Annotated in this window: 33 protein-coding genes, 1 tRNA gene and 1 riboswitch; of the genes, 29 read left to right on the plus strand and 5 right to left on the minus strand. The window is 51.9% G+C overall.

Going from position 1 to position 24364, the window contains the following annotated elements:
• Nucleotides 1–136 precede the first annotated feature (136 nt).
• From NWF35_RS13225 to NWF35_RS13265, 9 genes are all read left to right on the plus strand, one after another.
• Nucleotides 137–745, plus strand: a complete 609-nt coding sequence (locus NWF35_RS13225) for a DedA family protein (RefSeq protein ID WP_301239691.1) — start codon at nucleotides 137–139, stop codon at nucleotides 743–745.
• Between the two features lie 204 nt (nucleotides 746–949).
• Entirely contained in the window at nucleotides 950–1159 is a 210-nt protein-coding gene (locus NWF35_RS13230; protein WP_301239692.1) for a spore germination protein, read from the plus strand.
• A 137-nt stretch (nucleotides 1160–1296) separates the two neighbouring features.
• Nucleotides 1297–1506, plus strand: coding sequence for a hypothetical protein (locus tag NWF35_RS13235; protein WP_301239694.1), 210 nt, complete (start codon nucleotides 1297–1299; stop codon nucleotides 1504–1506).
• A 22-nt stretch (nucleotides 1507–1528) separates the two neighbouring features.
• The gene (locus NWF35_RS13240; protein ID WP_301239696.1) at nucleotides 1529–1735 is read left to right on the plus strand and encodes a hypothetical protein; all 207 of its coding nucleotides are present in this window, start codon (nucleotides 1529–1531) and stop codon (nucleotides 1733–1735) included.
• Nucleotides 1736–1752: 17 nt separating this feature from the next.
• Nucleotides 1753–1977: a hypothetical protein gene (locus NWF35_RS13245; protein ID WP_301239697.1), complete on the plus strand. Its 225-nt coding sequence runs from the start codon at nucleotides 1753–1755 to the stop codon at nucleotides 1975–1977.
• Between the two features lie 79 nt (nucleotides 1978–2056).
• Nucleotides 2057–2160: riboswitch (TPP riboswitch) on the plus strand.
• A 17-nt stretch (nucleotides 2161–2177) separates the two neighbouring features.
• Nucleotides 2178–2906, plus strand: a complete 729-nt coding sequence (locus tag NWF35_RS13250) for a thiamine phosphate synthase (RefSeq protein WP_301239698.1) — start codon at nucleotides 2178–2180, stop codon at nucleotides 2904–2906.
• Nucleotides 2888–4012: a glycine oxidase ThiO gene (gene thiO / locus NWF35_RS13255; RefSeq protein ID WP_301239700.1), complete on the plus strand. Its 1125-nt coding sequence runs from the start codon at nucleotides 2888–2890 to the stop codon at nucleotides 4010–4012. The genes NWF35_RS13250 and thiO overlap by 19 nt, the downstream gene beginning before the upstream one ends.
• Nucleotides 4013–4019: 7 nt before the next feature.
• Nucleotides 4020–4223, plus strand: a complete 204-nt coding sequence (thiS, locus tag NWF35_RS13260) for a sulfur carrier protein ThiS (protein WP_301239701.1) — start codon at nucleotides 4020–4022, stop codon at nucleotides 4221–4223.
• Between the two features lie 4 nt (nucleotides 4224–4227).
• Nucleotides 4228–4995, plus strand: coding sequence for a thiazole synthase (locus NWF35_RS13265; protein WP_301239703.1), 768 nt, complete (start codon nucleotides 4228–4230; stop codon nucleotides 4993–4995).
• Nucleotides 4996–5107: 112 nt separating this feature from the next.
• Here NWF35_RS13265 and ftsW read toward each other — a convergent pair whose 3' ends face one another.
• Nucleotides 5108–6250, minus strand: coding sequence for a putative lipid II flippase FtsW (gene ftsW / locus NWF35_RS13270; RefSeq protein ID WP_301239704.1), 1143 nt, complete (start codon nucleotides 6248–6250; stop codon nucleotides 5108–5110).
• Between the two features lie 95 nt (nucleotides 6251–6345).
• Here ftsW and rodA point away from each other — a divergent pair, with 95 nt between their 5' ends.
• The 6 genes from rodA (at nucleotide 6346) to dacB (ending at nucleotide 11832) form a co-directional block, all read left to right on the plus strand.
• Nucleotides 6346–7500, plus strand: a complete 1155-nt coding sequence (gene rodA / locus NWF35_RS13275; protein ID WP_301239706.1) for a rod shape-determining protein RodA — start codon at nucleotides 6346–6348, stop codon at nucleotides 7498–7500.
• Between the two features lie 874 nt (nucleotides 7501–8374).
• Nucleotides 8375–9058: a zinc metallopeptidase gene (locus NWF35_RS13280; protein ID WP_301239708.1), complete on the plus strand. Its 684-nt coding sequence runs from the start codon at nucleotides 8375–8377 to the stop codon at nucleotides 9056–9058.
• A 103-nt stretch (nucleotides 9059–9161) separates the two neighbouring features.
• Nucleotides 9162–9659: a YhcN/YlaJ family sporulation lipoprotein gene (locus tag NWF35_RS13285; protein ID WP_301239710.1), complete on the plus strand. Its 498-nt coding sequence runs from the start codon at nucleotides 9162–9164 to the stop codon at nucleotides 9657–9659.
• Nucleotides 9660–9794: 135 nt separating this feature from the next.
• On the plus strand, nucleotides 9795–10091 hold the full coding sequence (locus NWF35_RS13290; RefSeq protein WP_301239712.1) for a DivIVA domain-containing protein: 297 nt from the start codon (nucleotides 9795–9797) through the stop codon (nucleotides 10089–10091).
• 24 nt (nucleotides 10092–10115) lie between these two features.
• Nucleotides 10116–10496: a hypothetical protein gene (locus NWF35_RS13295; protein ID WP_301239714.1), complete on the plus strand. Its 381-nt coding sequence runs from the start codon at nucleotides 10116–10118 to the stop codon at nucleotides 10494–10496.
• A 1-nt stretch (nucleotide 10497) separates the two neighbouring features.
• On the plus strand, nucleotides 10498–11832 hold the full coding sequence (gene dacB, locus NWF35_RS13300) for a D-alanyl-D-alanine carboxypeptidase/D-alanyl-D-alanine endopeptidase (RefSeq protein ID WP_301239715.1): 1335 nt from the start codon (nucleotides 10498–10500) through the stop codon (nucleotides 11830–11832).
• Here dacB and NWF35_RS13305 read toward each other — a convergent pair.
• Nucleotides 11791–12756, minus strand: a complete 966-nt coding sequence (locus NWF35_RS13305) for a C40 family peptidase (protein ID WP_301239716.1) — start codon at nucleotides 12754–12756, stop codon at nucleotides 11791–11793. The genes dacB and NWF35_RS13305 overlap by 42 nt on opposite strands.
• 188 nt (nucleotides 12757–12944) lie before the next feature.
• On the opposite strand from NWF35_RS13305, the gene NWF35_RS13310 reads away from it, so the two are divergent.
• The 5 genes from NWF35_RS13310 to NWF35_RS13330 all read left to right on the plus strand — a co-directional run bounded on the left by NWF35_RS13310 (nucleotide 12945) and on the right by NWF35_RS13330 (nucleotide 16996).
• Nucleotides 12945–14558, plus strand: a complete 1614-nt coding sequence (locus tag NWF35_RS13310; RefSeq protein ID WP_301239717.1) for a peptide ABC transporter substrate-binding protein — start codon at nucleotides 12945–12947, stop codon at nucleotides 14556–14558.
• A 324-nt stretch (nucleotides 14559–14882) separates the two neighbouring features.
• The gene (locus tag NWF35_RS13315) at nucleotides 14883–15296 is read left to right on the plus strand and encodes a DUF308 domain-containing protein (RefSeq protein ID WP_301239718.1); all 414 of its coding nucleotides are present in this window, start codon (nucleotides 14883–14885) and stop codon (nucleotides 15294–15296) included.
• Between the two features lie 291 nt (nucleotides 15297–15587).
• Nucleotides 15588–15661, plus strand: a tRNA-Gly gene (locus tag NWF35_RS13320).
• A gap of 62 nt (nucleotides 15662–15723) precedes the next feature.
• Nucleotides 15724–16263: a GNAT family N-acetyltransferase gene (locus NWF35_RS13325; protein ID WP_301239720.1), complete on the plus strand. Its 540-nt coding sequence runs from the start codon at nucleotides 15724–15726 to the stop codon at nucleotides 16261–16263.
• Between the two features lie 97 nt (nucleotides 16264–16360).
• Entirely contained in the window at nucleotides 16361–16996 is a 636-nt protein-coding gene (locus NWF35_RS13330) for an O-methyltransferase (RefSeq protein ID WP_301239722.1), read from the plus strand.
• Between the two features lie 38 nt (nucleotides 16997–17034).
• On the opposite strand, the gene NWF35_RS13335 is transcribed toward NWF35_RS13330, so the two are convergent.
• A complete protein-coding gene (locus NWF35_RS13335) occupies nucleotides 17035–17286 on the minus strand; it encodes a PGPGW domain-containing protein (RefSeq protein ID WP_301239724.1) in 252 nt (83 codons plus the stop codon).
• Nucleotides 17287–17396: 110 nt separating this feature from the next.
• Here NWF35_RS13335 and NWF35_RS13340 point away from each other — a divergent pair, with 110 nt between their 5' ends.
• Both NWF35_RS13340 and NWF35_RS13345 read left to right on the plus strand, forming a co-directional pair.
• Nucleotides 17397–17624, plus strand: coding sequence for a hypothetical protein (locus NWF35_RS13340; RefSeq protein ID WP_301239726.1), 228 nt, complete (start codon nucleotides 17397–17399; stop codon nucleotides 17622–17624).
• Nucleotides 17625–17742: 118 nt separating this feature from the next.
• Nucleotides 17743–18189: a class I SAM-dependent methyltransferase gene (locus NWF35_RS13345; RefSeq protein WP_301239727.1), complete on the plus strand. Its 447-nt coding sequence runs from the start codon at nucleotides 17743–17745 to the stop codon at nucleotides 18187–18189.
• A gap of 33 nt (nucleotides 18190–18222) precedes the next feature.
• Here NWF35_RS13345 and NWF35_RS13350 read toward each other — a convergent pair whose 3' ends face one another.
• Nucleotides 18223–18555, minus strand: a complete 333-nt coding sequence (locus NWF35_RS13350; RefSeq protein ID WP_301239729.1) for a hypothetical protein — start codon at nucleotides 18553–18555, stop codon at nucleotides 18223–18225.
• A gap of 140 nt (nucleotides 18556–18695) precedes the next feature.
• Here NWF35_RS13350 and NWF35_RS13355 point away from each other — a divergent pair, with 140 nt between their 5' ends.
• The 7 genes from NWF35_RS13355 to NWF35_RS13385 all read left to right on the plus strand — a co-directional run bounded on the left by NWF35_RS13355 (nucleotide 18696) and on the right by NWF35_RS13385 (nucleotide 23193).
• Nucleotides 18696–19505, plus strand: coding sequence for a ParM/StbA family protein (locus NWF35_RS13355; RefSeq protein WP_301239740.1), 810 nt, complete (start codon nucleotides 18696–18698; stop codon nucleotides 19503–19505).
• Complete coding sequence (locus NWF35_RS13360) at nucleotides 19502–19717, plus strand: hypothetical protein (protein WP_301239741.1); 216 nt, start codon at nucleotides 19502–19504, stop codon at nucleotides 19715–19717. Before NWF35_RS13355 ends, NWF35_RS13360 begins: the two co-directional genes overlap by 4 nt.
• 25 nt (nucleotides 19718–19742) lie before the next feature.
• Nucleotides 19743–20114, plus strand: coding sequence for a hypothetical protein (locus NWF35_RS13365; RefSeq protein ID WP_301239742.1), 372 nt, complete (start codon nucleotides 19743–19745; stop codon nucleotides 20112–20114).
• Nucleotides 20115–20386: 272 nt separating this feature from the next.
• A complete protein-coding gene (locus tag NWF35_RS13370) occupies nucleotides 20387–21184 on the plus strand; it encodes a DUF2935 domain-containing protein (protein ID WP_301239743.1) in 798 nt (265 codons plus the stop codon).
• Nucleotides 21185–21801: 617 nt separating this feature from the next.
• A complete protein-coding gene (locus NWF35_RS13375) occupies nucleotides 21802–21942 on the plus strand; it encodes a hypothetical protein (RefSeq protein WP_301239745.1) in 141 nt (46 codons plus the stop codon).
• Nucleotides 21943–22227: 285 nt separating this feature from the next.
• On the plus strand, nucleotides 22228–22659 hold the full coding sequence (queF, locus tag NWF35_RS13380) for a preQ(1) synthase (RefSeq protein WP_301239748.1): 432 nt from the start codon (nucleotides 22228–22230) through the stop codon (nucleotides 22657–22659).
• Nucleotides 22660–23016: 357 nt separating this feature from the next.
• On the plus strand, nucleotides 23017–23193 hold the full coding sequence (locus tag NWF35_RS13385) for a hypothetical protein (RefSeq protein ID WP_301239752.1): 177 nt from the start codon (nucleotides 23017–23019) through the stop codon (nucleotides 23191–23193).
• A 256-nt stretch (nucleotides 23194–23449) separates the two neighbouring features.
• Here the strand turns inward: NWF35_RS13385 and NWF35_RS13390 are convergent, their stop codons facing one another.
• The gene (locus NWF35_RS13390; RefSeq protein WP_301239753.1) at nucleotides 23450–24352 is read right to left on the minus strand and encodes a DMT family transporter; all 903 of its coding nucleotides are present in this window, start codon (nucleotides 24350–24352) and stop codon (nucleotides 23450–23452) included.
• Nucleotides 24353–24364: the final 12 nt, after the last annotated feature.

A 24364-nucleotide genomic window follows, 5' to 3' on the forward strand; every position in this document is an offset into this window, starting at 1 on the left:
TGATCGCTCACTCCAGTCTTCGGTCAAGGGATTCACTACAGACTGTTAACATCACGTTGCTTTTGAATCAAAAGAAAGTATGGTATCCTAATATTTGACGCGAACGCCGCGAACGGTTCTCAAACGGGGTTGAAACATGGAACAAACGTTGATGGAATGGTTATTGCAATACGGCTATATCGGCATTTTTCTGTTTCTGGTCTTCGGTATTGTCGGATTGCCGTTACCGGATGAGATCATGATGACGTTTATCGGATATCTTTCTTCCATCGGCCGACTCAATCTGTATTTGGCGTTTGTCAGTGCGCTGATCGGTTCTCTGTGCGGGATTACTGTCAGCTATTTATTGGGTTGGCGTTTGGGATATCCGTTTTTGAAAAAGTATGGACCGAAGTTTTTCATCACACGTCGTCGGTTGCGCATCACGCAGTTTTTATTTCGCAAATACGGCAATTGGGTGTTGTTCTTCGGTTACTTTATCCCCGGTGTTCGACATGTGACGGCTTATTTGGCGGGGATCTCCAACCTTCCGTGGCCCAGGTTTGGCCTGTACGCTTATACCGGCGGGCTGATTTGGTGCCTTACGTTTATCGGCTTGGGTTATCAGGTAGGTGCCAATTGGGAGAACGCGCTCCATCTGTTGCATCACTATGGTAGGGATTTGTTGTGGATTGTGGTTCCCCTTGTATTGGTCTGGATTGGTTGGGCGATTTGGCAGAGTCGGATGGATTCCGACGCGAAGTGATTGATCGTGTCAAGGCGGAATTCCAAGTCATAGGTGAAGGAAAGAAGAGACCATTCCTGCAAGAGTCCACATTGCCGGAAAAACCGGAGGGTGGACTTTTTTATTTGGTTTGGGCGAATGCCCAATTTGGTGTTCCCATGTTTCGAAATGGGACGCCCATCATACTGTAATATAGGCGATGGCTGAGATGAGGAGGACTTCCCATTGATTATCAAGCTAGGGGTATTGAAGGTAAATGCCGTGACGACGACCTCATCTATCACGGTGGGAACGCACTTGACTTATTATCCGTTCAGTTTGCAAAAGAATAACGTGGGAACATCGACAACGGGTGACCACGCGGTGATCCGCACGGCCAACCCGATCGTCGATCCGGACGTGAACGATCACCCTGTTCTCATTCAACAGGTCTAAGGGAATGTCAGTTATTCCACAAGGTGGGGCTTTACCACCAAGCCAGACCGAGCATTGACTCAGAAAACGCAGCGAGCCGGGAAAGTGATGCACGCGATAGGGATAACACGCTACATTTCAGACAAGGAGGAAATTCGATGCCCATCTCGATTGGCGGAATTAAGGTGAACACCGTGACAAACGATGCCAACGTTCATATGGCACCCTTGACGGTAGAATGGGCGCCGTTCAGCTTTATCAAGGAAAACATTGCTCATGTCGGTTATGGGGATAACAGATGGTTGGAAGAGTGGGCGTCAATCACGGACGAGGATTTGAAGGAGTGTTTATGGGGACAGCGCAAATAAGCAACGAAAAGGGGGAAGACGCATGCCGTTCGTGCTTAAAATCAACACCGTCTCCAGCACCGGTCAACTGAATGTGGCGCCGGTCAATTTTTTGGTCAATCAGGAGAGTTTCTCGAAAACCAACGAGACCAACAGCAACTCGGGCGATTTGACGGTGTCCATCGTATTCGGACCGTTATTGGACTCCGATGTGGTTGATACCCCCATTTTTCAAGTCAAAGGGGTTTGAGCAAAGGAGGGAATGCCTTGATTTCCCCCATAGTGATCGGGGCCTTGTCCGTCAACGATATTTCCAACGTGGGCAAGGTAAATGTTTCCCATTTTTTGAATTTTTCTGCCCACAATAGAAGCTTCATTAAAGCGAATGTGACCAACTTTCACATCGGAGACGCTTCTGTCCATCAAATCGTGTCTCCGATCAACGACCGGGATATCGTGGATACGGCGATCATTCAGGTAAAAGCGGTTTGACGTCGTCCAGTGTCACTGATTGCAGTTGACGTCGGGTGAACGGGATTGTTAGAATGGAGAAAAATGTGATACGTTGTGTTTCCACCACTAGGGGTGCACCATGGGTGCTGAGAAAGGCGCAAGCCTTAACCCTTTGAACTTGACCTGGGTAATGCCAGCGAAAGGAAGTGGGGGAAGGTTGATGTTCAGGAGAGGTTTACGTGCATCCAACCGGTATCCCCATGGATACCGGTTTTTTTATGGTCAGAGGAAGTGACATTCCGATGGAAGTGCATGTGATCACGGACCAGCGGCATACCTGGGAACAAATTCGTAAAGTGGCGAGGCAGGCGGGGCCGTATGTCGACCGCTTCCATTTGCGGTTGAAAAACAGAACGGCCCGAGAGATTTGGAGCTGGGGCAAACGACTGTTGGAAGAGGGATGGCTCACACGTGACCAGCTGGTGGTGAACGATCGGATCGATGTCGCCTTTTCACTTGGATGTCAGGGGGTACATCTGCCGGAAAAGGGATTGCCGCTGTCGGCGGTCAAACCGTTGGCGAGCGGCTTGCGTGTGGGTCGTTCGGTTCATTCGCTCGAAGAAGCACTTCGATCTGAAAGAATGGGGGCGGATTACATATTGTTCGGCCATGTGTATCACTCGGCGTCTAAGTCGGGTATTCCCCCGCGGGGATGTGCCGAATTGGCTCGCATCGTCCGCGCGGTGCGCATACCGGTTATCGCCGTGGGTGGGATTACGGTCGAAAATATGGTTGAAGTGGCGGAAACAGGATGCGCTGGGATTGCCGTGATTTCGGCGGTGATGGATCATCCCTGGCCGGCAGAGCAAGCCCGCAAACTGCGGGAAATCGCCCAGTGCTTCAAGGAAACCGACGGGGAAACTCCCAAATCGAAAGGAAGGAGAAAACGGTGCAAACACAGGACGTAATTGTCATCGGCGGCGGCGTGATTGGGTGTTCGATCGCCTATCATCTGGCCCAAAAAGGGGCCGCTGTCGTGGTCTTGGAGCGGGACCGCGTGGGTGCCCACGCTTCATCCGCGGCGGCAGGAATGTTGGGTGCACAGGTGGAGATGTCGTTTCCAGGCCCCATGATCGAACTTTGCTTGCGCAGCCGGGCGATGTTTCCTGAATTGGGGCGTGAATTATATAAACGAACCGGTTTGGACATTGAGCTGAACACCGCCGGGCTATTGCGGGTGGCATGGGATCGGACGGAAGCGGAACAATTGCGCGACCGTGCGCGTTGGCAGCGGGAATTGGGCGGTCGCGCGGAATGGTGGGAGACCCGTTCGGTTCACGAGGACGAACCCGAAGTGGGTGCTGACATCACTGGCGCGCTGTTTTTGCCTGATGATGCCCAGGTGTCGGCTCCCAGGCTGACGATGGCGTTTGCTCGGGCCGCACAAGCGTTGGGAGCCCGGTTTCTGGAAGGATGTGAGGTGACGGGCTTTCTCATCGACGGTGACCAAGTGACGGGAGTGGAAACCGTGGATGGGACTTTCCGCGCAGGTGCCGTGGTGTTGGCTACCGGGGCGTGGAGCGGTGTGTTGGCCCGACGACTGGGGATTAACTTACCGGTATACCCGGTGAAAGGGGAATCGCTCGCCCTACGTCCGAACCAGCTGCCGCATCGGAAGACGCTGTTTGCTCACGGGTGTTACCTGGTACCCAAAGCGGACGGTCGCATCGTCGTAGGCGCGACGGAGAAGGAGCACGATTTCTCCCCGGGCGTTGAGCTAGGGGCGATCCACCAGTTGGCGCATGAAGCGACACGACTAGTTCCTTCATTGGCTGAAGCGGAAGTATTGTCGTATTGGTCGAGCGTACGTCCCGGTTCCGGTGACGGGTTGCCGTTGATGGGTCATTTGGCGGCTGTTCGTGGTCTGTACGTCGCCTCCGGCCATTTCCGCAACGGGATTTTGCTGAGCCCGATCACTGGCGCACTGATGGCGGAGTTGATTGCCGGTACGGCTGTCCCGGAGTTGGCGCCGTTTTCGCCGGATCGTTTCTTGGGATCAGCGGTAAGGAGGTGATGCAGGAGTGCGCATTCAGTTAAATGGACAGCCCTATGACTTACCCGCAGAGGTGGACACGGTCGAGCGATTGATTCAGCACCTTCAGTTAGAGCAGCGGATTGTGGTAGTGGAACACAATCAGCACGTGTTGGAGAAGGAAGACCATCCATCGGCGGTTTTGCACGAAGGAGATGTATTGGAGATCGTCCATTTTGTAGGAGGAGGCTAAAAGTATGTTGACTATAGGCAAGTACACGTTTCAATCCCGGTTGTTTCTCGGTACGGGAAAATTTTCTTCCTTGGACGTTCAACGGGAAGCGGTGGAAGTATCTGGAGCAGAAGTGTTAACTTTTGCGGTTCGTCGATTGAACATCAGTGATCCCAACCAGCCCAACTTTTTGGAGAACCTGGATTTGAGCAGGTACACCCTGTTGCCCAATACGGCAGGTGCAAAGACCGTGGACGAAGCGGTACGGGTTGCCAGGCTCGCTCGTGCATCCAAACTGTGCGATATGATCAAGGTGGAAATTATCGCTGATCCGAAAACGCTGCTGCCCGATCCGGTGGCGACGCTGGAGGCGACCAAAATCTTGGTGGAAGAAGGTTTCACCGTACTTCCCTATACGAACGACGATCCGGTGATGGCCAAAAAGTTGGAAGAAGCAGGAGCCCATGCGATCATGCCGGGCGGGGCACCGATCGGAACGGGTCTGGGTCTACTCAATCCGTACAATCTCAGTTGGATTATTGAGCAATCCCAAGTGCCGGTCATCGTCGATGCGGGTATTGGATCTCCGGCTGATGTGGTGCAAGCGATGGAATTGGGTGCAGACGGGGTATTGCTCAACACTGCGGTGGCCGGTGCAGAAGATCCGGTAAAAATGGCCCGTGCAATGAGATTGGCCGTTGAAGCGGGGCGTCTGGGCTTCGAAGCGGGGCGCATCCCCAAAAAACGTTATGCCAGTGCCAGCAGTCCGATGGAGGGCATGGTGACGGCGTGAGCAAGATATGATATGGTATGGTTGACAAACAAGGCTGTTCTTGGATGGGAGCGGCCGCGGGATTATCAAAGTCTACAGGGCTATTCCTAGGGGAACAGCCCTGATTCACGTTTTACCTTCCCGGAACGGAAATAGGTTCTCGGGGTTTTTTCTGTTTGGCCTGAATGTTGGTGTAACGGGAGATGTTGAGCAAGATGCCCAAAGAGGCCATGCCCAGCATCAATGAGGAACCGCCATAACTGATGAACGGCAGCGGTACACCAGTGACCGGGAGCATGGCGGTCACGACACCGAGATTGAACAAGGCTTCGATCCCGATGAGTGAGGTAATGCCGATTCCGAGAAGCATGCCGAACTGGTCGGGTGCCCGCAGGGAGATACGAATCCCACGCAAAATCAGTGCGATAAACAGGGCGATCAGCAGCGTTCCACCGATGAAGCCAAGCTCTTCCGCCACGATGGCGAAGATGAAATCGGTGTGCGCTTCAGGAAGGTATGCCATCTTTTGAATGCTGTTGCCCAATCCGGAGCCGGACAATCCGCCGGGTCCGATCGCATAAAGGGACTGAATGATTTGATAGCCATCCGCAGTGGGATTTTTCCACGGGTTGAACAGGGTGGTGAGCCGCTTGATTCGGTACGGCTCCATGATCATCACCCACATGAGGAATGGTATACCGGTCGATACGAGAAACAAAAAATGGCGGAATCGCAAACCCGCACAAAAGATGACCACCATGCAGGAGGCTAGGATGATGATGGTGGTACTGTAGTGCGGTTCGATAACGATCAGGGAGCAGAGCAGACCCAATACGATCAAAGGTGGCAATACAGCGCGTTTGAAACTGTCCATGACCGGTTGTTTCTTGGTCATGATCGATGCCGTATAAATCAACGCGCTTAATTTGACCAGCTCCGACGGTTGGAAACTCATGGGTCCAAGTTCGATCCAGCGGCGAGCTCCCTTCACCTCGACACCGATGCCGGGAATGAGCACAGCGATCAGGAGCAGGATGCTGATCAACAAAATCGTACCGACAAATCGTCGATAAATGGTGTAGGGTATGTTGGCTGTCACAAAAAAGAGAAACAATCCGGCCACTGCCCAGATTAACTGCCGTTTAAAAAAATAGTAACTGTCGCCATAATCGGTTAATCCTTTATAGTAGCTTGCGCTGAATACCATGACCAAGCCGAATCCTATCAGGATGAACGCGATCAGGATCAGCCAAAAATCAGGTTTCCCTCGTCTCATGGCAAATCCCCTCGATGTTATGTATTTAAAAGTAGTCACATCCTATGTTAGCATGGACATGCAGAAGAATCATATGAAAAAGCAGGTGTGAGCAGATGGCGCACAAATGGAAGCGATCTCTCTTATCACTTGATTACCCGCTCATTGTATTGATCCTGCTTTTGGCAGTTATTAGCATTCTCTCCATTTCCAGCGCCACCTACACGTCAGACCCTTCCTATGTGGGCAAGCAAATCGGGTGGTATGTACTGGGTATTCTGTTTATGACGGCCGTTCTCCTGTTTGATTATCGCACTTTGGCGCAGGGCAGGTTTGTGTATGTGTTGTACGGTTTGGGATTGATCTTATTGATGTTGGTCTGGGTCCCCGGCTTGGGCGCCAAGGTTAAGGGAGCACAGGAATGGATTCGCATCGGTTCGTTTCAATTCCAACCGTCGGAGCTCATGAAGATCATTTTGATTCTCACCATAGCCAAACATTTGGCGGAAGTGAAGCGACTCCCCCTGCGCGATTTCAAAACCCTGGGCAAAATCGGTTTGTTGTTTGCCGTGCCCTTTTTGATCATCCTGAAACAGCCCGATCTCGGAACCGCATTGGTCCTGGTGGGGATTTTGGGCAGCATGCTGTTGGTGGGTGGTCTGGATTGGCGATGGATTTTCACCGGTGTAGTGATGGTGGCCATCGTTGTCGGTACGGTGTTGGGATTGTACGTTGCCAAAAGTCCGTTGATCCACGTCATACTGAAACCTCACCAGATCGAACGCATTCAGACCTTTTTGGACCCGGCATCCGATCCGACCGGAGCGGGGTATCAATTGACCCAATCGATGATTGCCGTCGGTTCCGGTCAATTGTCCGGAAAAGGATTTCATCACGGAACGCAAGCGCAGGGAAAATGGATTCCCGAACCGCACAACGACTTCATCTTTGCCGTGTTTGCCGAGGAATTCGGTTTTATCGGCGCCAGTATCCTGTTGTGCATCTTTATCTTTGTCGTTTATCGGATGCTTCGTATCGCTCTGCGTTGTGAGGACCGTTTCGGTTCCTGCATCATCGCTGGGATTGTCGGGATGCTGGTTTTTCAAGTGTTCCAAAATATTGGCATGACCATCGGTTTGATGCCGGTTACCGGTTTGCCCCTTCCGTTTATCAGTTACGGCGGCAGTTCACTATTAACCCAGATGGTGGCGGTGGGACTGGTGTTGAATGTGGGTATGCAGCAAAAAAGAGAGTTTTTGTTCATGGACTGATGAAGAGACTTTCCCGGTCGAGCTGACTCTGATTGCGGGGTACAAAGCTGGGTTGGGATATCGAAGTCCGTAGACTTCGTCAATCTTTCAGCCCGAGTGTGGGCTGAAATTCTTATCAATATAAAAGGCGGAATATTCGATGAATTTTTAGGCTGTTGGGATCTGGAGATGTGTCAGCGTGTGTCTGGTAAATCCGTGAGGTAGCAGATACTATCCAGGTGATCGAAGATTGAAGCCCGGCCGAGCGAAGACCCGGAAAGCGCAGGAATGGAGCACGGGCAATTTCCTCTCAGCGAAGCGTACTTTTCCCGCGTCCTGCGTTTCGGGTGCTTCAAAGAGGTGCGGGTGGAGCGAACAAAAACATGTAGTCAGTATTCACTAGACGCTAACCGGTGGACGGGTGCACGCATTTATTCAGACATCGTGACCTTTTTGTGGCGATGAGTCTAAATTTCCCCAGCATATCGCGGGGTGTGGTATAATATTGAAAAACGGGCACCCTGATGATACGAGGTGTTCAAGTTTGATTCCTTTATCGCTTATCAGTGCGATGTTGTTCCTATTGGTTCCGATGTGTGCATGTGACGGGATGATACCCGTAGAATGCGCGACAGTTCGATGGGAGCGTGAATGGATTACCCATCGACCAAAGAAAGCAAAGACTTGGATTAAATGCAATGTGGAATATAGATGTCGCTCGCGTGTAAAAGCGGCGATGAACCGTTGGTTATGGAACTTTCTCGCCGTTGGTTGGCGACTCCATTGCAGATGGATTTTGCCCCGTCAGTTTCAGAGCGATACTTTTGGCCTTCAAATCAAGAAGTCAGATGTTTCAGCCGTTGCTGCAGAATGATGCGATGGGGGGAATCAGCCTATGGTGACATTGCTGTGGATCTTGTCTTTGGCAGCGTTGGGCTTGACATTTTGGGCTCAGTTCCGTGTAAAGGGCACATTTCGTAAATGGGCGCAGGAGCCGGCTTCATCCGGGTTGACCGGAGCCGAAGTCGCCCGACGCATCTTGGATTCAAACGGGTTGTACGATGTGGCGGTCGAACCGGTACCTGGGGAATTGACTGACCACTACGATCCGATTCACAGAGTGGTCCGTTTGTCGGAGCCGGTTTATTACGACAGCTCCATCGCTGCGATTTCCGTCGCGGCTCACGAGTGCGGACACGCTATTCAGCATAAAGAAGCGTACGGTGCATTGGTATTGCGACACCGCATGTTTCCGGTTGTTAACTTTGCCTCTTCCGTGGCTCCGTTCTTGCTGATGGGCGGGATTTTCCTGCATATGCTCAACCTGTTTGCATTGGGGGTCGTGTTTTTCTCGGCTGCGGTGGCGTTTCAGTTGGTCACCCTGCCGGTGGAGTTTAATGCCAGCTCCCGCGCGAAACAGATCATGGTTCGCGAAGGATTTATTCGCAATCTGGAAGAACGAGGCGTCAGCAAAGTGCTGAATGCGGCCGCGTTGACCTACGTGGCTTCGGCGTTGTACGCGTTGTTGGAGCTTTTCCGGTTTGTGGCGATGTTGGTGGTTTCGCAAAACGATGATTGATAAGCAGACAGCCGCGGAAAACGCGGCTGTCTTTTGTTTTACATATTTCCATCGCGAGCGTCGGATACTAAGTGGAGAATACAATCAAAGGGGGAATACGGCCATGCGGCTGTTGACCAAATGGATCGCGGGAACGCTGACGCTCGCGTTGGTCCTGGGGATGGTGGGATGCGCTACGCAACGTAGACCGGAATCCCAGCCCGATATGCGCTCCAGAACCCATCCAATCACTTACCGTACGCCAGCCACTGCACCCAATAATGTCACCAATCTGCGGGTGGCCAACAATGTGGCGAATGCAGTTTCCCGTCTGAAGGAAATCAATTCGGCCGTCGTTTTTCTGACCGATCGCACGGCATACGTGGCGGTCGTATTGGAAAAAGACTACCGCGCTGGTTTGACGGGGCGTTTGAAGTCTAAAGTCGCCAAGCAGGTGAGAAGGATCGATCCGAGTGTACGGACCGTGTATGTGTCCGCCAATCCGGATTTTGTTAACCGGATGCGGAATTATGCACGTGATGTCCAACAAGGACATCCAATCGCAGGGTTGATCGATAATTTCAGGAAAATGATTCAACGCACGTTCCCGACGGCACGCTAACCGAAGGCCCCTGAATTCAGGGGCCTTTAATCGTGGGAAAATCGTCAAGAAACCGGTCTTCCTTCATCATGACGGTTCATTATAGTATTATTTATACATAGGGAAATCATTAGTTTTTTAGGAGGGGCTTCATCGATGCAACGTTTGACGCCGATGGACATATACAAAAAAGATTTCAAACATGCCATCCGAGGATATGATATAGATGAAGTCAACCAGTTTTTGGATTTGGTGATCAAGAATTTCGAAGAGTTGATCGAAGAAAACGAACGTTTGAAAAAAGAGCTCAAAAAAGCCCAATCCGGGCAACTTGGCCACACGACTCATCCCCGCCTCGCCAAGACGGAAATTTCCCCGAATGACCCCGTAATCCAAGACATCCTGCGCCGTTTGGAGCGATTGGAACAGCGCTTTTTCAGCACTCGGCCATAATGCCTCATTGAAGGAGGAAACGAGATGTCATTTTTGCGCCGAATGTTCAGCGGCGTGACTGAGACGGGGGAACGTGATCCCGATCCGGAACTGCGCACACGGTATTATCGTGCACCTGTCAAGGAAGTGGGCGAAACACTGGAACAGTTGCCGGCACGGATCTCATCGTTCCGCATGGTTCATCATGATCGGGATCGTCACGAAATCATGCTGGAGTATCGTAACCCGCTGGGCGGGAAACACGATGTGGTGGTCACGCTGTTTGCGGTTTCTCCGATCAGGGTTGCGGTGGATATCCATGTAGCAACCCGGGGTAAAATGATCGATCTGGGTTGGAACAAAAAGTGCGTACAAGCCATTTATCAACACCTGGATACTATCCATCCAAGGGTATCGGGGGCATGACATGCGGACATGGCGCGTTCGACTCGACTCGTTGTGGGAGCATTGGAAGTCGGAATCAGGAGAGAAGGGGGCACAAATCGGGTGTGCCCTTTTTTCGCTCCGACGGGAGGAGATGTACGGTTATCGGGATGAAGAATGGATGATTCCCGCATCCAACAACAAACTGTGGACTTCCGCTGTTGCATTGGAGCGATTGGGAGCGGAGTATCGTTGGCATACGTTCCTGGAATGGACGGAAGATCGTTGGTTGATCGTGGGGGGCGGTGATCCCGTGTTCGGCCAGCGACAGGCGGAAGAGCTGTTGACGGAAATAAAAAGACACGGTATTCAGCGCATGCCCGGGCGTATCGACTGGGACGACAGCGCGTTCCCGACGCGGCGATGGGGTACCGGTTGGGCGCGGGATGATTTATCGGAAGGATATGCTGCCCCTGTCCACGCGCTCAATATGGAACTGAACCGGATTGCTTGGACTGCCGATCCGGGAGACCCCGATCCCCGTCTTCGGTTGTCACCGTCATATGAGGGACTTTCTGTACAATGGCGAAGCCGTTTGTCGTGGACCGAGGAGGAAGAATCAGATGTACGTGTGATGCGGGCCGAACGGTCCAACCGTTTTCGCATCGAGGGGGTGCTTTCCCGCCAAGATCCACAGGTGACGGGAGCGGTGTGGTCGCCTCCACACTTTTTTGTAGAGCGTTTGCGTTGGTTTGCAAAGGAACAAGGCCTGACCGTCCCGGAAACATGGACCGGACGCCGACGGCGGAAAATCAGTGGCCGAATGCAGAGTGTGGGTGTGGACTCTCCACCGCTGAAAGCGTGCTTGCCGTTGGTGAATGCCGACAGCGAAAACTTGGTGGCGGAGATTCTCCTGCATTCGATTGGGTGCGAATCGGGTGGGAAGGACTGGGTGGAGCAAGGTATTCACATCGTGGAACAAACGTTGCGACGGTGGGGATTGGAACCGCCCGCGGCATATGTAGACGGATCAGGTCTGTCCATGTACAATCGCAGTTCACCTCGCCAATTGTGCAGATTGCTACGCTTCATGGTCGATCATCCCGCATTCTCTGTTTTTGTGGAAAGTTTGGCGGTCTACGGACAAACTGGTACGTTGAAGAAACGGAATCCGCTCCCGCCGCCGATCACCGTTCGCGCCAAGACGGGTACCCTCACCGGAGTCAAAACGCTCTCAGGATACCTGTTTGACGGTCGGACACCTGTATACGTGTTTTCATTGATGGTGAACGGCGTGCGGGAAGAACGGAACGTGGAAAACCTGCAGGATGCGTTTTTACGTCTCCTCGCCGACCATATCCGTCATGAGAGGAATTGAGGCCGGGAACTCAGAGCCGTTATACCGCCGGCCAAAACAAAATTCCTCCGCATACGGGGTGTCTTGGCTGAGCGATTGGACCTGAACGGGCAATCCCGTTCGCGGGGCGTGGATGAATTGGTCATCCCCCACATACATCCCCACATGATGAATCCGTCCTTTGCCCTGCTCGTAAGCGAAAAAGACCAGATCGCCCGGTTCCAGTGAGTCTCGCTCGATGCGCTGGCCGAATACGGCTTGAACATGGGCATCGCGGGGAATGCGAATACCACAGGCTTCAAATACTCGGTAGACGAAACCCGAGCAGTCCATCCCATACACGGAAGTGCCGCCCCATAGATAAGGGAGGCCCAAAAAACCGCGGGCCGTTTCGATGCGTCGATCCACTGTGGTCACCGGTAGTGTGTGACCGATGTAAACGTGTTCTGCTGGAACCCGTCCCGGTATGCCGGATGGGGTCATCACAATGACGTCACCATTGGCTTCCCCGACAAAGGGCAAGCGGGTCAGCCACCCGATTTCCATCGTTCGCTGGGAGCCGTCGATCAACAGTCCGGTTTTCAGAGCGGTTACGATCGCAAATGGGTGGCTCTCCCACGCATAGTGGAAATCCGGATGATAAGCCAGATGATGAGCGGGGACCCAGCCTGGGTAACCTCGTTGTTCTTCGTGATGCGGCTGTCCGGGAATGAATACGTGCGCCCAGCCTTTGATTTCCTCCTTCACCCATACCGGTTCTCCTAGCAGTAGTTGGGTTTCCAAGCGACCGACCAGCCCCAAACGCCCATCTTTCTCCTCATCCAGTAGGGACAACCAGTTGGAAACACTCGGATGCCTTTCCAGGACTACGCTATCCATTTCCCGCGGTCGGTCCGGATCTTTCCATACGTTGGCGACCGGAACACGGACATAGGCGATCGTCATGTTTTCCCTCCTCTTGCGATATAGTGGAAAAAAACATCTATCCCTAAGTGATGTATTCGATCACATCATGAGAGATCCTTGGGATTTCGGGAAAAAGGAATTTTTTACGCCATGATCGAAATCGTATCACCAGGGATGGATACCGTTATTCATTCGTAGGAAAAGGTGAATCTCAAGGGGGATGTGCTATGGGGCGTAATGGGAGACTAATGCTCATACTCGTACTCGTGATCAGTTTGTTAGCCGTCGGGTGTCAGAGTGGTGCGGTGGAAGGGACCGGAGAGAAAATTTTAAAGCAGAACAGTGCTTCGGGCGAACCCTCCTCGCTCGATCCGGCAAAAGCATTTGACGAAGACTCCATGGATGTGGTCGGTTCACTGTTTGAAGGGTTGATGCGGCTCAATGCCCAACATCAGCCGGAACCCGCCGTAGCCGAAAAAGTGGATGTATCGCCGGACGGACGGACGTATACGTTCCATCTGCGGGACACCTACTGGTCCAACGGGGAGAAAGTGACCGCCCACGATTTTGAATACGCGTGGAAACGGGTGCTCAATCCCCAGACCGCTTCGGAAGCTGCATTTTTGCTGTATTTCATCGAAAACGCCGAAGCATACAACACTGGAAAAGCAACAGCCGATCAAGTCGGGGTGAAAGCGACGGACGACCGTACATTGGTGGTCAAACTGAAGCAACCAACACCATTTTTCAAGCAGTTGACCTGTTATCCGGTATATTCACCCGTCTACAAAAAAGGGTTGGAAAAAAATCCGAACCTTTACAATGATGCAGCCGGCTATGTAAGTAACGGTCCGTTCAAAATGAAAACATGGAAACATGACCAGAAGATCGAAGTCGTGAAAAACGAACATTACCGTCTGGCGGATCAAGTGAAGCTGGATGGCATTTCGTGGACGATGGTCACCGAACAGAAAACGGCCTATCAAATGTATCAATCGGGTCAATTAGACATGTTGAGCCGGAAGTCGGTACCCTCTGACATCTTGGCTGAATTGATCAAAAAAAGTGAGGCCAAGGTCAAGCCAGGATCAGGTCTGGAGTTTTTCCGGTTCAATGTCACCAAACCGCCGTTCAACAATGCGAAGATCCGCAAAGCGTTCGCTCTGGCAGTGGATCGGACCGCGATCGTGAAACAAGTGGTTCAGGGGAATGAACTGCCAGCAGGTGCGTTCGTCTCACCGGGAACTATGTCCCAACAAGGTGATTTTCGCAAAACGGCACCGCAATTTGTACCGCTGACGGCCCAACCCGCACAAGCCAAACAATTATTGCAAGAGGGAATGAAGGAGGAAGGATGGAAAACACTGCCTCCCGTCACCCTGCTCTACAACAGCAACGAGAAAAACAAGGCCGTAGCGGAAGCGCTGCAGGCGATGTTCAAACAAAACCTGGGCGTAGATGTCCAGTTGCAAAGCCAAGAAACCAAAGTGTTTTTGTCCAACCAGAAGGCAAAAAATTACCAATTGTCCCGCTCCACCTTTTTGCCCGATTACAACGACCCGTACAACTATCTGGAAAGTTTCCAAACTGATCATCCGATGAACCGAACGGGTTGGAGCAACCCGCAATATGATGCCTTATTGAAAAAAGCTTTCACCGAACCGGACGACACCACACGGATGGAATACCTCCACCAGGCTGAAAAGATCCTGTTCGACGAAATGCCGATTTTCCCGTTGTACTACTACAATCAGGTAAACGTGCAAAAGGACTACGTGAAAAACATCATCCGCCATCCGGTCGGGCCAAGTGATTACCGGTTCACGGTGCTGGACAAATAATCGAACTTGCATGTCCCCCGCCTTCGTGCGGGGGATAGTTGTTTTAGGGATGTTGGTCATTCGAAGGGAGGAACCAGCAGTTGTTCCATCACATGGAAATGAGCCATCGGGGAGTGGGATCTGCCCGGTGCAGGATGGATGGCATGGATCATGTTGGTGAGTGACGTTTTTTGTACGGGGTTGTTCAGTTGGCGTTCGGTTCCTTGGTTGTGGAGAAGAATTCCCGTTTGGGCAGGGCGTTTCAGGTGATGTAGAAACTGTCAAAATACCGTCCCTTCCACTGTCGCATACTAAATGCAGGCTCACACGAGTGGAGGGATTTCTGTGGCGAAACGTCACAAAGAAAACGAAAAGGAGGAAATGCGGCGATTGGAAGCCTCCCTTCAGGACGAGCGGGACCAGGAGGAGGATGCGGGCCGCATTTCTTCGGAGTGGAGTTACGCCAACACGGAGCCGGTGGATGTGGAAGCGGCTTCCGAATTAGCCGAGCCCGTCCGCCGAAACAACTGGCGGGAACGCAGAAAAGAAGGTGTGTCCGACGGGCGCACCATGGGGATCATCGCATTGGTGTTGTCACTGATTTCCTTTTTTTTGCTCCCGTTTTTGTTCGGCTCTGTCGGTATCATTTTAGGCGTGTTTGCGGCGGCGAGGGGCAGTCGCATCGGTTGGTGGGCGTTGGCGCTGTCGATCATCGCCATTGCCCTATCCATGTTTATCACGCCGATCATGCGGTATTGATTTGTTCGAAAGTGCTCCGATCTCGGAGCGCTTTCTGTTTCGGGCGGCTAAGAGCATGTCTGGTGAAATATTGTCCAAACCGGTTAGCTTCACCCCGCTCCCTCATGGATTTAACAGACATGCCTTAGTCTGCTTGGGACAAAACTGGCATCAGCGCGATGCCAGACGGTGAAATCGAGGTCTTGTGCCGCGGTTTGGCCGAAAGAAGCAGGAGCAGAGTGAACCTGGTTCTCAGCCGCAAAAAAGGGTTGCACAACAAAAGGAGACGTGCTAAAATAATTCCTGCACCGCGCGGATGTAGTTCAATGGTAGAACACTAGCTTCCCAAGCTAGGAACGCGGGTTCGATTCCCGTCATCCGCTCCAGTACAAACCCGTTGCACCTGCGTGCAACGGGTTTTTCATTTTTAGGGAAGGGGAGAAGATCGTTGGTCCGGGTTCGGTTGGCGACGGAGGAGGATGTGTCGCTGATCTATCGTTGGAGGCAGGATGAAGAAGTTGCGTATTGGGCTTCCGGCGGGCACGGTTATTCGGCTGTCACGTATTCGCAATTGTTGGAACGCATCCGTGGGCAGCGCTCGGATAGCCGTAGTTTGATGTTCATGGTGGAGATCAGGGAAGATGGGGGATGGAAACCGATCGGTGCTTGTTCTTTTCGCGATTTTGACGCGGTATCCCGTTCGGTGATCATCGGTTTTACCATCGGTGAAAAGTCGTATTGGGGCAAAGGGTACGGCACACGGGCGCTAAGGGTGTTTGTGGACCTGCTGTTTCAGCGGTACAATCTACACCGCATTCAGCTGGATACGTTCGACGAAAACAGACGAGCGATCCGTTGTTACAAAAAATGCGGATTTGTTCGGGAAGGAGTTTTGCGAAAAGCGTTTTGGACCACCCATGGTTACCGGGACAAGATCGTGATGGGACTGTTGCGGGAAGATTGGGAAAAAAATCGGGCTGGACAGTAGATGGGTCATGAGGGAAATTCAGGGGTACACGGATCTCTTTCACCGGCAACTGGATACGGGCTCATCTCAATAACCGCTTGCATAGGGGGAGTCAATGGTGAATAAACGGGAAGCGTATGTGCAACAGTTGTTTGTCAAGGAAGACGAGGTGCTCCGTTCGATCGAACCGGGTCTGTCTGAGAGGGGCATGCCAAAGATCTCGGTGTCCCCTCACGTAGGCAAAACCTTGCATATGCTGGTTCGAATCACGGGTGCCCGACGGGTGTTGGAGATCGGGACGCTGGGCGGGTATAGTACCATTTGGCTCTCCCGCGCCCTGCCGGAAGAGGGTCGTCTGGTTTCGTTGGAATTGAGTGCTGATCACGCGGCGTTTGCCCGTGAAAACGTGGAACGTGCCGGATTGGCCGATCGGGTGGAAATCCGTGTCGGGGATGCCAAGGAAAGCTTGCAGCAGTTAGCTGACGAGGGGGAAACCTTTGACTTCTTCCTGATCGATGCGGATAAGGAAAGTTACTTGACTTATTGGGAATGGGCGATCCGGCTGGCTCGCCCCGGTGCGGTGATCACGGCGGACAATGCTCTGCTTCATGACCTCATTTTTGAAGAAAACGTCGAGGACGAGCGCGCCCGTGCCATCCTTCATTTTAATGAGGCTGTTTCGCGGGATGATCGGGTGGAAGCGATGTTATTGCCTTTCGGTGATGGTTTGTTGGTAGCGCAGGTGAAGGACTGATGCCAAACCAAACCCCGGCAAGCTAAGCCGGGGTTCGTTCACGGTCGGAACAGCTGTTGGATTTTCCGTGTCTTTTTGAACCGGTCGATCCGCTCCGCCAGCTTGGGATAGCGGGCGCGCAGTTTCATCAATAAACGGCGGGCCCATGGCGAAGTAAAGGACAGCAAGTACAAACCGATCAACAGGAACAGCACACCCTGCAACACGGGCAAAAAGAGGCCGAGTACACCGAGAAACAGGAAGAACCAGCCGCCGACTGTCAGCAAAATCCGTTTGACATTCGAGTTCATGAAGCAACTCCCATTCGCATGATTTTTGTTATGTAGTTTGCGCTGTTCATCTTACCGCCATTCTAACACGAATTGACGGTGGGTGAAAGTAACACCCTCGTCGGGAGGAAATGACCATTGGTCTCGCGAATGTCAGGATCGGTGAATGGCAAACAAATGAAATGGGGTTGGCGTGTATGAACGGAGAGAGAAAAAGAATTCGTCCCAATTATGGGCTGGATGCCCCGGCAGTGGTGGTGGGTTTCGGTTTGTTGGGAGGAGTGCTGACCATTTTAGCGGTCAGCATCAGATGGTGGATCGAAAACCCGAGTTGGCGTCCGTTTCTTTTTTTGGCGTGATCTACTTGTTGACGTCAGCACTGATGGTGTGGAGCAGTAAAGTGGGAAAACTCCGCATGCGGGAGATCATATTGGATCAGGCGGAACTTCGTGGTGATGAGACGTTGTTGGATGCTGGATGTGGGAGGGGGTCCTTCTGATCGGTGCCGCCCGCAGATTGTCTGAAGGGAAGGCGATCGGGGTGGATGTGTGGCTGCAGCAAGACCAGTCCGGCAACGGGCCGGAGGCAGTAAGGTCCAATGCACGGATCGAAGGAGTTGAATCTCGGATCGAGATCCTCGAAGCAGATCTCCGTTCTCTCCCTCTGGTGGATGCATCGGTGGATGTGGTGGTCTCCAATCTGGTCTTACACAACATCAAGGGCAGGGAAGAGCGAAAGCGGGCGGTGCGCGAATTGGTCCGTGTCCTCAAAACGGGTGGTCGAATCGTGCTGTGCGATATCGGTCGGACGGGTGAATTCTTGTCCGAATTACAAGCATGCGGAATGGAAGCAGAACGGTCTGGGCTGTATTTCTGGATTTACCCTCCGGTGCGGGTGGTGCGTGGGGTGAAATCGAGAGTATGATCCCGCATCGGGTAGAGGGGGCACACGGTTGGCTTACACGTCACCGGTGTCCCCTTCTATAAATCCGTTCACTTGTTGCTCCAACCATGTTTTGTACTCCAGCATTTTTTCATCGTATGGGCCTGTTCGTAGGCCTTTTGATAGCTCCCTTTTGGGCGTAACAGATGCACTACTGGTCATGGGGATACCAAGTCCAATATGCTTCTTCACAATGGCCCCACAATCGATCCTGCTTTTCCAATCCGACGGCCAATTCAAAACAGCCAAATGCCTCATTTGACAATCATACCCAAGCTGATCGTTACCGCTGGGCCAATCACCGGACGCAGGCTTTTTGGTCGATTGTCCGCCGAGAATAATGGTCAAGCACAGTGTCTCCCTTTATACCCCATTCCTTCATCCCTATGTTGGTCCATAGTTTTTGAACACAGCGGTTGTCCCGTTTTTTACCAAAGGATACTAAAGCGGAAGCCGGATGCGTATATTGTTTTGCGGAGGGATGGCAGATGATCATCGCGGTGGATTGCGGGCGCAGTTATGTCAAAGTGATGACGGAAGAAAAGACGTTTCTGTTTCCCAGCAAAGTGAGCGGGTGGCGCAAACGGAACTACCGACAGGAAGTGGATGGGGATATCGAGCTTCAGTATCGGGGCCGAAAATGGTTTGTGGGTCAACTGGCCGAACGGGAAGGAGAGTTTACCCGCCAAGCGATGCAGGACACCAAAGCGGTGGAGGAGACGCTGCTGCTCACGCTGACCGCCATTCACCTGGCGGGAGGAAAGGGAAACGTCACGCTGGTGACGGGCTTGCCGATTGTCAATTTCACCGAAGAGGAAAAATACGCAGTAAAACAGCTGTTGCAGGGGCATCATCACGTGGAAGTAAACGGCCGGTGGAAACATTTTCACATCGATCGCGTCTATACGACGATTGAAGGGGGGAGCGCATTTTTCGCCGAACCGCGTATGGGATTGGTACGCATCATCGATTTCGGAGCCAAGACTACCAACTATGCGACATTTAAGGACCGGGTGTTCATCGACCGGGAATCGGGTACAATTCCGATCGGCTGGGAAACGGCCAAGGAATCCAATGTGAGAGAGATGGCTGATTTGATCGCCAGCAGTGTCTCCAAAAAATGGGGAGCGGACGACGTTGTACTGTTGGTGGGGGGCATGGCGAAAAAGATGGAGCCGCACATACAGGAACATTTCCGTTGCGCATTGTCGGTCAAATATCCGCAAACCGCCAATGTTCGGGGATATTTCGCAGTGGGGAAAGCGATGATTGAGGGAGTTGAGGGAGTGCGGGTATGAAAAAGACAGTGGCCGTGTCATTTGATCTGTCTGATCCGATGGAGAAAGATCTGTTTCAGTTTGCGCAAAGGAAGACAAGTAATTTCGGCGATCTGGTCAAACATTTGCTGTTTGCGTGGCGTTACGGTTATCTGGAACCGGACGGAAAATGGGAAACGTCTCAGCCCGATGCTGCACAAGTAATCCGCAACAGCGGCCTTCCTTTTGGATGAGCATGCAAGAATGGAGGAATCCTGGTTGAATCGAACGACGGAATTTGTGTTAGCTTTGATCGGTGGGATTTTCGGGCTGCTCTTGTCCCTTTCCTATGTGCTGGTCGGCGGCGTTGGACTGGTTTCGGGGGTGGAGGAAGCGCAACAAGGCGGTATAGTGATCACGGTGGCCGGAATCCTGCTGTTGATTGGTTCGGTCGCCTCCATGATTCTCTCCGCACCTTCGCAAATCCGGAAGCATCACAAATGGAGTGGCGGCGTGACATTGGCCACCGGCATTCTTGGCTTTTTTGTAACGTTTATTCTGTGGCTGATTCCCGGCGTGTTGCTGATCATTTCCGGTGCATTGTCACTTCGAAGTCCCAAAACAGACAGTCAAAGCCGTACGGAAGTGTGAAGCACATCCCGGATGCCCAGGGAGGCATCGAGGCTGCTGACAAAGTGGTTTCACCACTCGTGATTTCGGGTGCGCCGGTTTCCCACTCGTTCATGAATCGCTGCGCTCAAAGGTCGCTCGCAGGAATTCGGACACCCTCTTTTAGGAGAACGGATCCGAATTTCCCGTCGAGCGACTCTATCTGTTGCCGCGGAGATCGGAAAAGTTTGACTCTTTGTACATTATCGTCTGAGAGAATGGGCGCTATTACAAAGTTAAAGTGAGGAGAGATTATGTCAGATGGGTTTGTAGCGCGTTCTTTAGATGAGATACGATTTTGGTCACGTATCATGAAGGAACATTCACTCTTTCTTAAATTAGGTTTTCGATGTGAAGATACTCAACTAATTAAGGAAGCAGACTACTTTTATGCTTTATTTCAGGATATAGAAAACAAATCGCATTCCTACTCATTCAAAACAGATCCTGAGGTCATTAAACGGTTTAATGCAAAGGTTTACAATGCGGCCTCACAGATTTGGGCATTCAAAAGAAAGGTATTGGGCTTAGTGCTCACATGTCAAATGCCCGGTGCAAACAACTTTCCCTTATTAATCGACCATGTAAGCAGAGAAGCCAATTATTTCAGAAAGCGATTGAAAGAACTCAATACAGGAACATTAGAACCACTACCTGATGCAATTATTGATGAAAATGTATTTTTCTTGCGGATTATGGCTGACCATGCAAAATTCATTGCTCATTTACTTGATCCATCCGAACGCAAGCTGGTTGAACAAGCACGAAGCTTCAGTCATGATTTTGATCAGTTACTATTCCAAGCCAGAGATTTAGAATCGATGCGTCCTCAATCACAAACCGTTCCTCTCTTAGATCAATTTCTTGATCAGAACAGAGTATCTGTAAAATCACTTCGTGACTTCAAAAAAACAGCACGCGAACTAATTGAAGCGTGCCGAATAAAAAGCATTATTCATCCTTTATTAGCAGATCACGTGTTTCGCGAAGCCGAAAGGTTTCTCACTATTATTGATATGTTTGAACAGCATTTAAATGCTAAGACCCGGTGAGACATAGGATAGCGAGCTATTACCGAAGCTCAGAAAGAAAATGAGTGTATATTCCTCGAATTTTTCCAGTACAAATACGATAGCTCGAGTGTTGCAAAACGACGAAGTGAAATCCTCTTTGGGACGTTGGAAATACTGTTGATTTTCGAGGCCGGGATTTTGATCATGAGGGAATCGGTAAACTCGTTCATCTTCTGCTCCTCGGTGTAGCCGTCATGGGGTTTGGTGCGGTTATAATTGGGGCATGGGGCGAATCGTCAAACAGGTGGGGGAAGAGACCCGTTCCATTGCCATGCGCTTCGATGCCTTGCACTTGTTGTCGGATTCATACACTCCGACCGGGGTGGCTACATACTTTGTCACAAGTCTCAATGCCCAAGAGGGCTTTTTTTGTTTCCACACTAACAGTTCCTTACAGAAAAAGTCGCCTGAAAGCCCACGGTTTCAATCGTGGGATGAAAGGGGCGTTGCTCGGTGCCCTCTGAAGAGGGCGCTTAGAGCAACATTTTTTGTTTTGGTTGTTGCAGTATTAATAAAATACTGATACAACTAAAACCATGGGACAAGCATACAGAAGGACGACAAGGGTTAACCCAATATGAATTGGCTGCCAAACGGTGCGGGACGGACCCGTGGCCGGTTCCTTTCCGCGGGAAGGGCCACTAGATCCGTTTGAGGTGTTTGGCACTGTAAAGCAGAATGTGGCCGCATTGTCTGCACAGGTAATTGAGTACGGGTACGGCGTCTTCTGTATGTAAGCGCGTCTGTCCGTCCGCGGTTTTGGACATAGGAGTCAGCGCGAAAAGCTGGCCGGTCTCGAGAAAATGGAGACCGCCGCACTGGGGACAGCGCATCCGAGATGGATGGGTTCGTAGGTTACGTTCTTCCAAAGTAGGTACACCTCCGGTTAACATTCTACATCATTTGACCTATGTGTCGGGAGATCCCAAGTGAAAAAAAGCGGAAGGTCCGGTATAATGAAATTGTTTGAGATATGAAGGACCGATCCGTACGACGGATCGAATCGAGGAGAGGTGTACCAAATGGGGAAAGTGACGCATGATCACAGCAAATACGCCAACATTCGTTTTGACACACAAGACGAATCGGCGATCATGGTGGATATCCTGGAAACCATCCCGTACGAATATCCCGGAAAAGATACGGAAGTGGTCATCCCGACCAGTGAATTCACCTCCGTATGTCCGTGGTCGGGTCTGCCCGATTTTGCTGAGTTGACCATCACCTTCATCCCCGACCGATTGTTGGTGGAGATGAAATCGCTCAAATATTATCTGACTTCCTACCGAAACGTTGGAATTTATCAGGAGCATGCGACTAATCGCATTTTGGAGGACTTGGTTAACCTGATCAAGCCGAAATACATGAAGGTGGAAGCGGTGTGGAACCCGCGCGGCGGCTTGGGTACCCGCGTGGTGGCGGAGTATACGAAAGAAGGCTACGTCCGCAAATAATGGCTGGGAAGGCAATGACGGATCATGATGCGGCTTTGTGCCGATTTTCCCGTTTCAAGACAGGAAAAACATAAGAGCAAGTTACGTCCTGAAAAAGGGAGCGTTTCCCTCTCATGCGCCGGAAACGCTCCCTTTTTTCTATCCAAGACTGGTAAATTCGATGAAGTGGAAGAGCGGGTGAGGGACAATCTGCCCACTCATGTGTGATCCGGAGTCTACTGTCCATCGGAGGGTGCCCAATAAGCCGCGACGGGGAGATTCTCCGTAAAATCAGTGATTCCCATCCGTGAGATGTCTTTTATGAAATGGCCGTGCCGACATAGCTATACTATCTTCACTAGAAAGGGAGGATAATAGGTGCCTACGTTTACAATCGGCATAATCGATAATACGCCTGTCGGCGGCGTTCGTCCGGTGTCGACGATCCAGATCCGTTTCGCCACCGCCACGGGCGCGGATACGATCAACATCCGAGGCTTTTTCCGTGCCGACAACGGGCAATCAGCTGTTCATTTCGGAGACGTTCCCCATTAATGCCAACACAGCGGCCAACTCGGTCTTGACTCGCACCTAAACCGTACCGACTTTCAATCCTGCTACAGGTCTTCCTATAGACGCTTTCCAGATCCAGATCAGCAACGTCACAACGGATGCCACATTCAATTTTGATCGAAAAACGAATCTGGAAATCCCATTCAAGGGGTCTATACTTCCAGACGCAAGACCAGTTCCAAACCATCACTGCAATCTCCACAGGAATTTGAGGCGGGATATTCAAAAGCTGGCCGGATTACAGCCAGCTTTTTTCTTTGTGGACATTCAGTTTTACCTCAGCCATCAGGATACCGGCCAGGATCAGCAACACCCCCATCCACTGTGCGGGTGTGACCGGTTCGCCCAGCCACCAGGCGGACAAACTGACGGCAACGGGCAGTTCCAACGAGCCGAGCGTTGACGCTAACCCCGTGCCGATCCTGGTAACACCAGCGGTAAACAGAATCGACGGCAGGATCGTACCGAACAGGGCGATCCAGCCGGCCCATTCCCACAAGCTGCTTTGCCACGCACCATCCCACAGGAAACGCGGCGGGAACACGAGCAGTGTGACGACAACAGAGCCCGTGGAAATCCACGCACTGCGCCACCAGGGGGAAACGTCGACGGCGATGTGGCCGCTCAGATGGATGTATCCAGTGTAGCAGATAGCCGAGAGCAGGGCCATGGTGACACCGAAGATGGAGATCGTGGAGGGAAGTGTATCCGTCCATCCAGCGGCCAGCACCGTTCCTGCCAAGATGAGCGCCAATGCCCATCGCTGGTTGCGTGAGGGAGCGCGACGGGTGATCCGCCATTCGAGCACCATACCCATCCACGTAAATTGAAACAACAGCAAAATGGCAAACGAAGCGGGTAAGTCCTGCAATGAAGTGAAATAGAAGACACCGGTCAGACCGCCCATCGCTCCACAACCGCACAAAGCCAACACCGTGCGTGCGGATAACTTCGGCACCTGCCGGGTGGCCGCCAGACAGACAATCCAGATACCCAAGGCACCCGCCACCGCCTGGGCGGCAGTCAAATCGGTGGGATGTAAGCCGTCGGCATAGGCCATTTTGACGAGTGGCGACAGCAAACCGTAGCTGGCGGCGGCTGTTAGTACGAATAAACTTGCGATCGAACGGTTGATCCGCATCGGTTTTCTCTC

The sequence above is a fragment of the Polycladomyces subterraneus genome, assembly GCF_030433435.1.
Classification (GTDB): domain Bacteria; phylum Bacillota; class Bacilli; order Thermoactinomycetales; family JIR-001; genus Polycladomyces; species Polycladomyces subterraneus.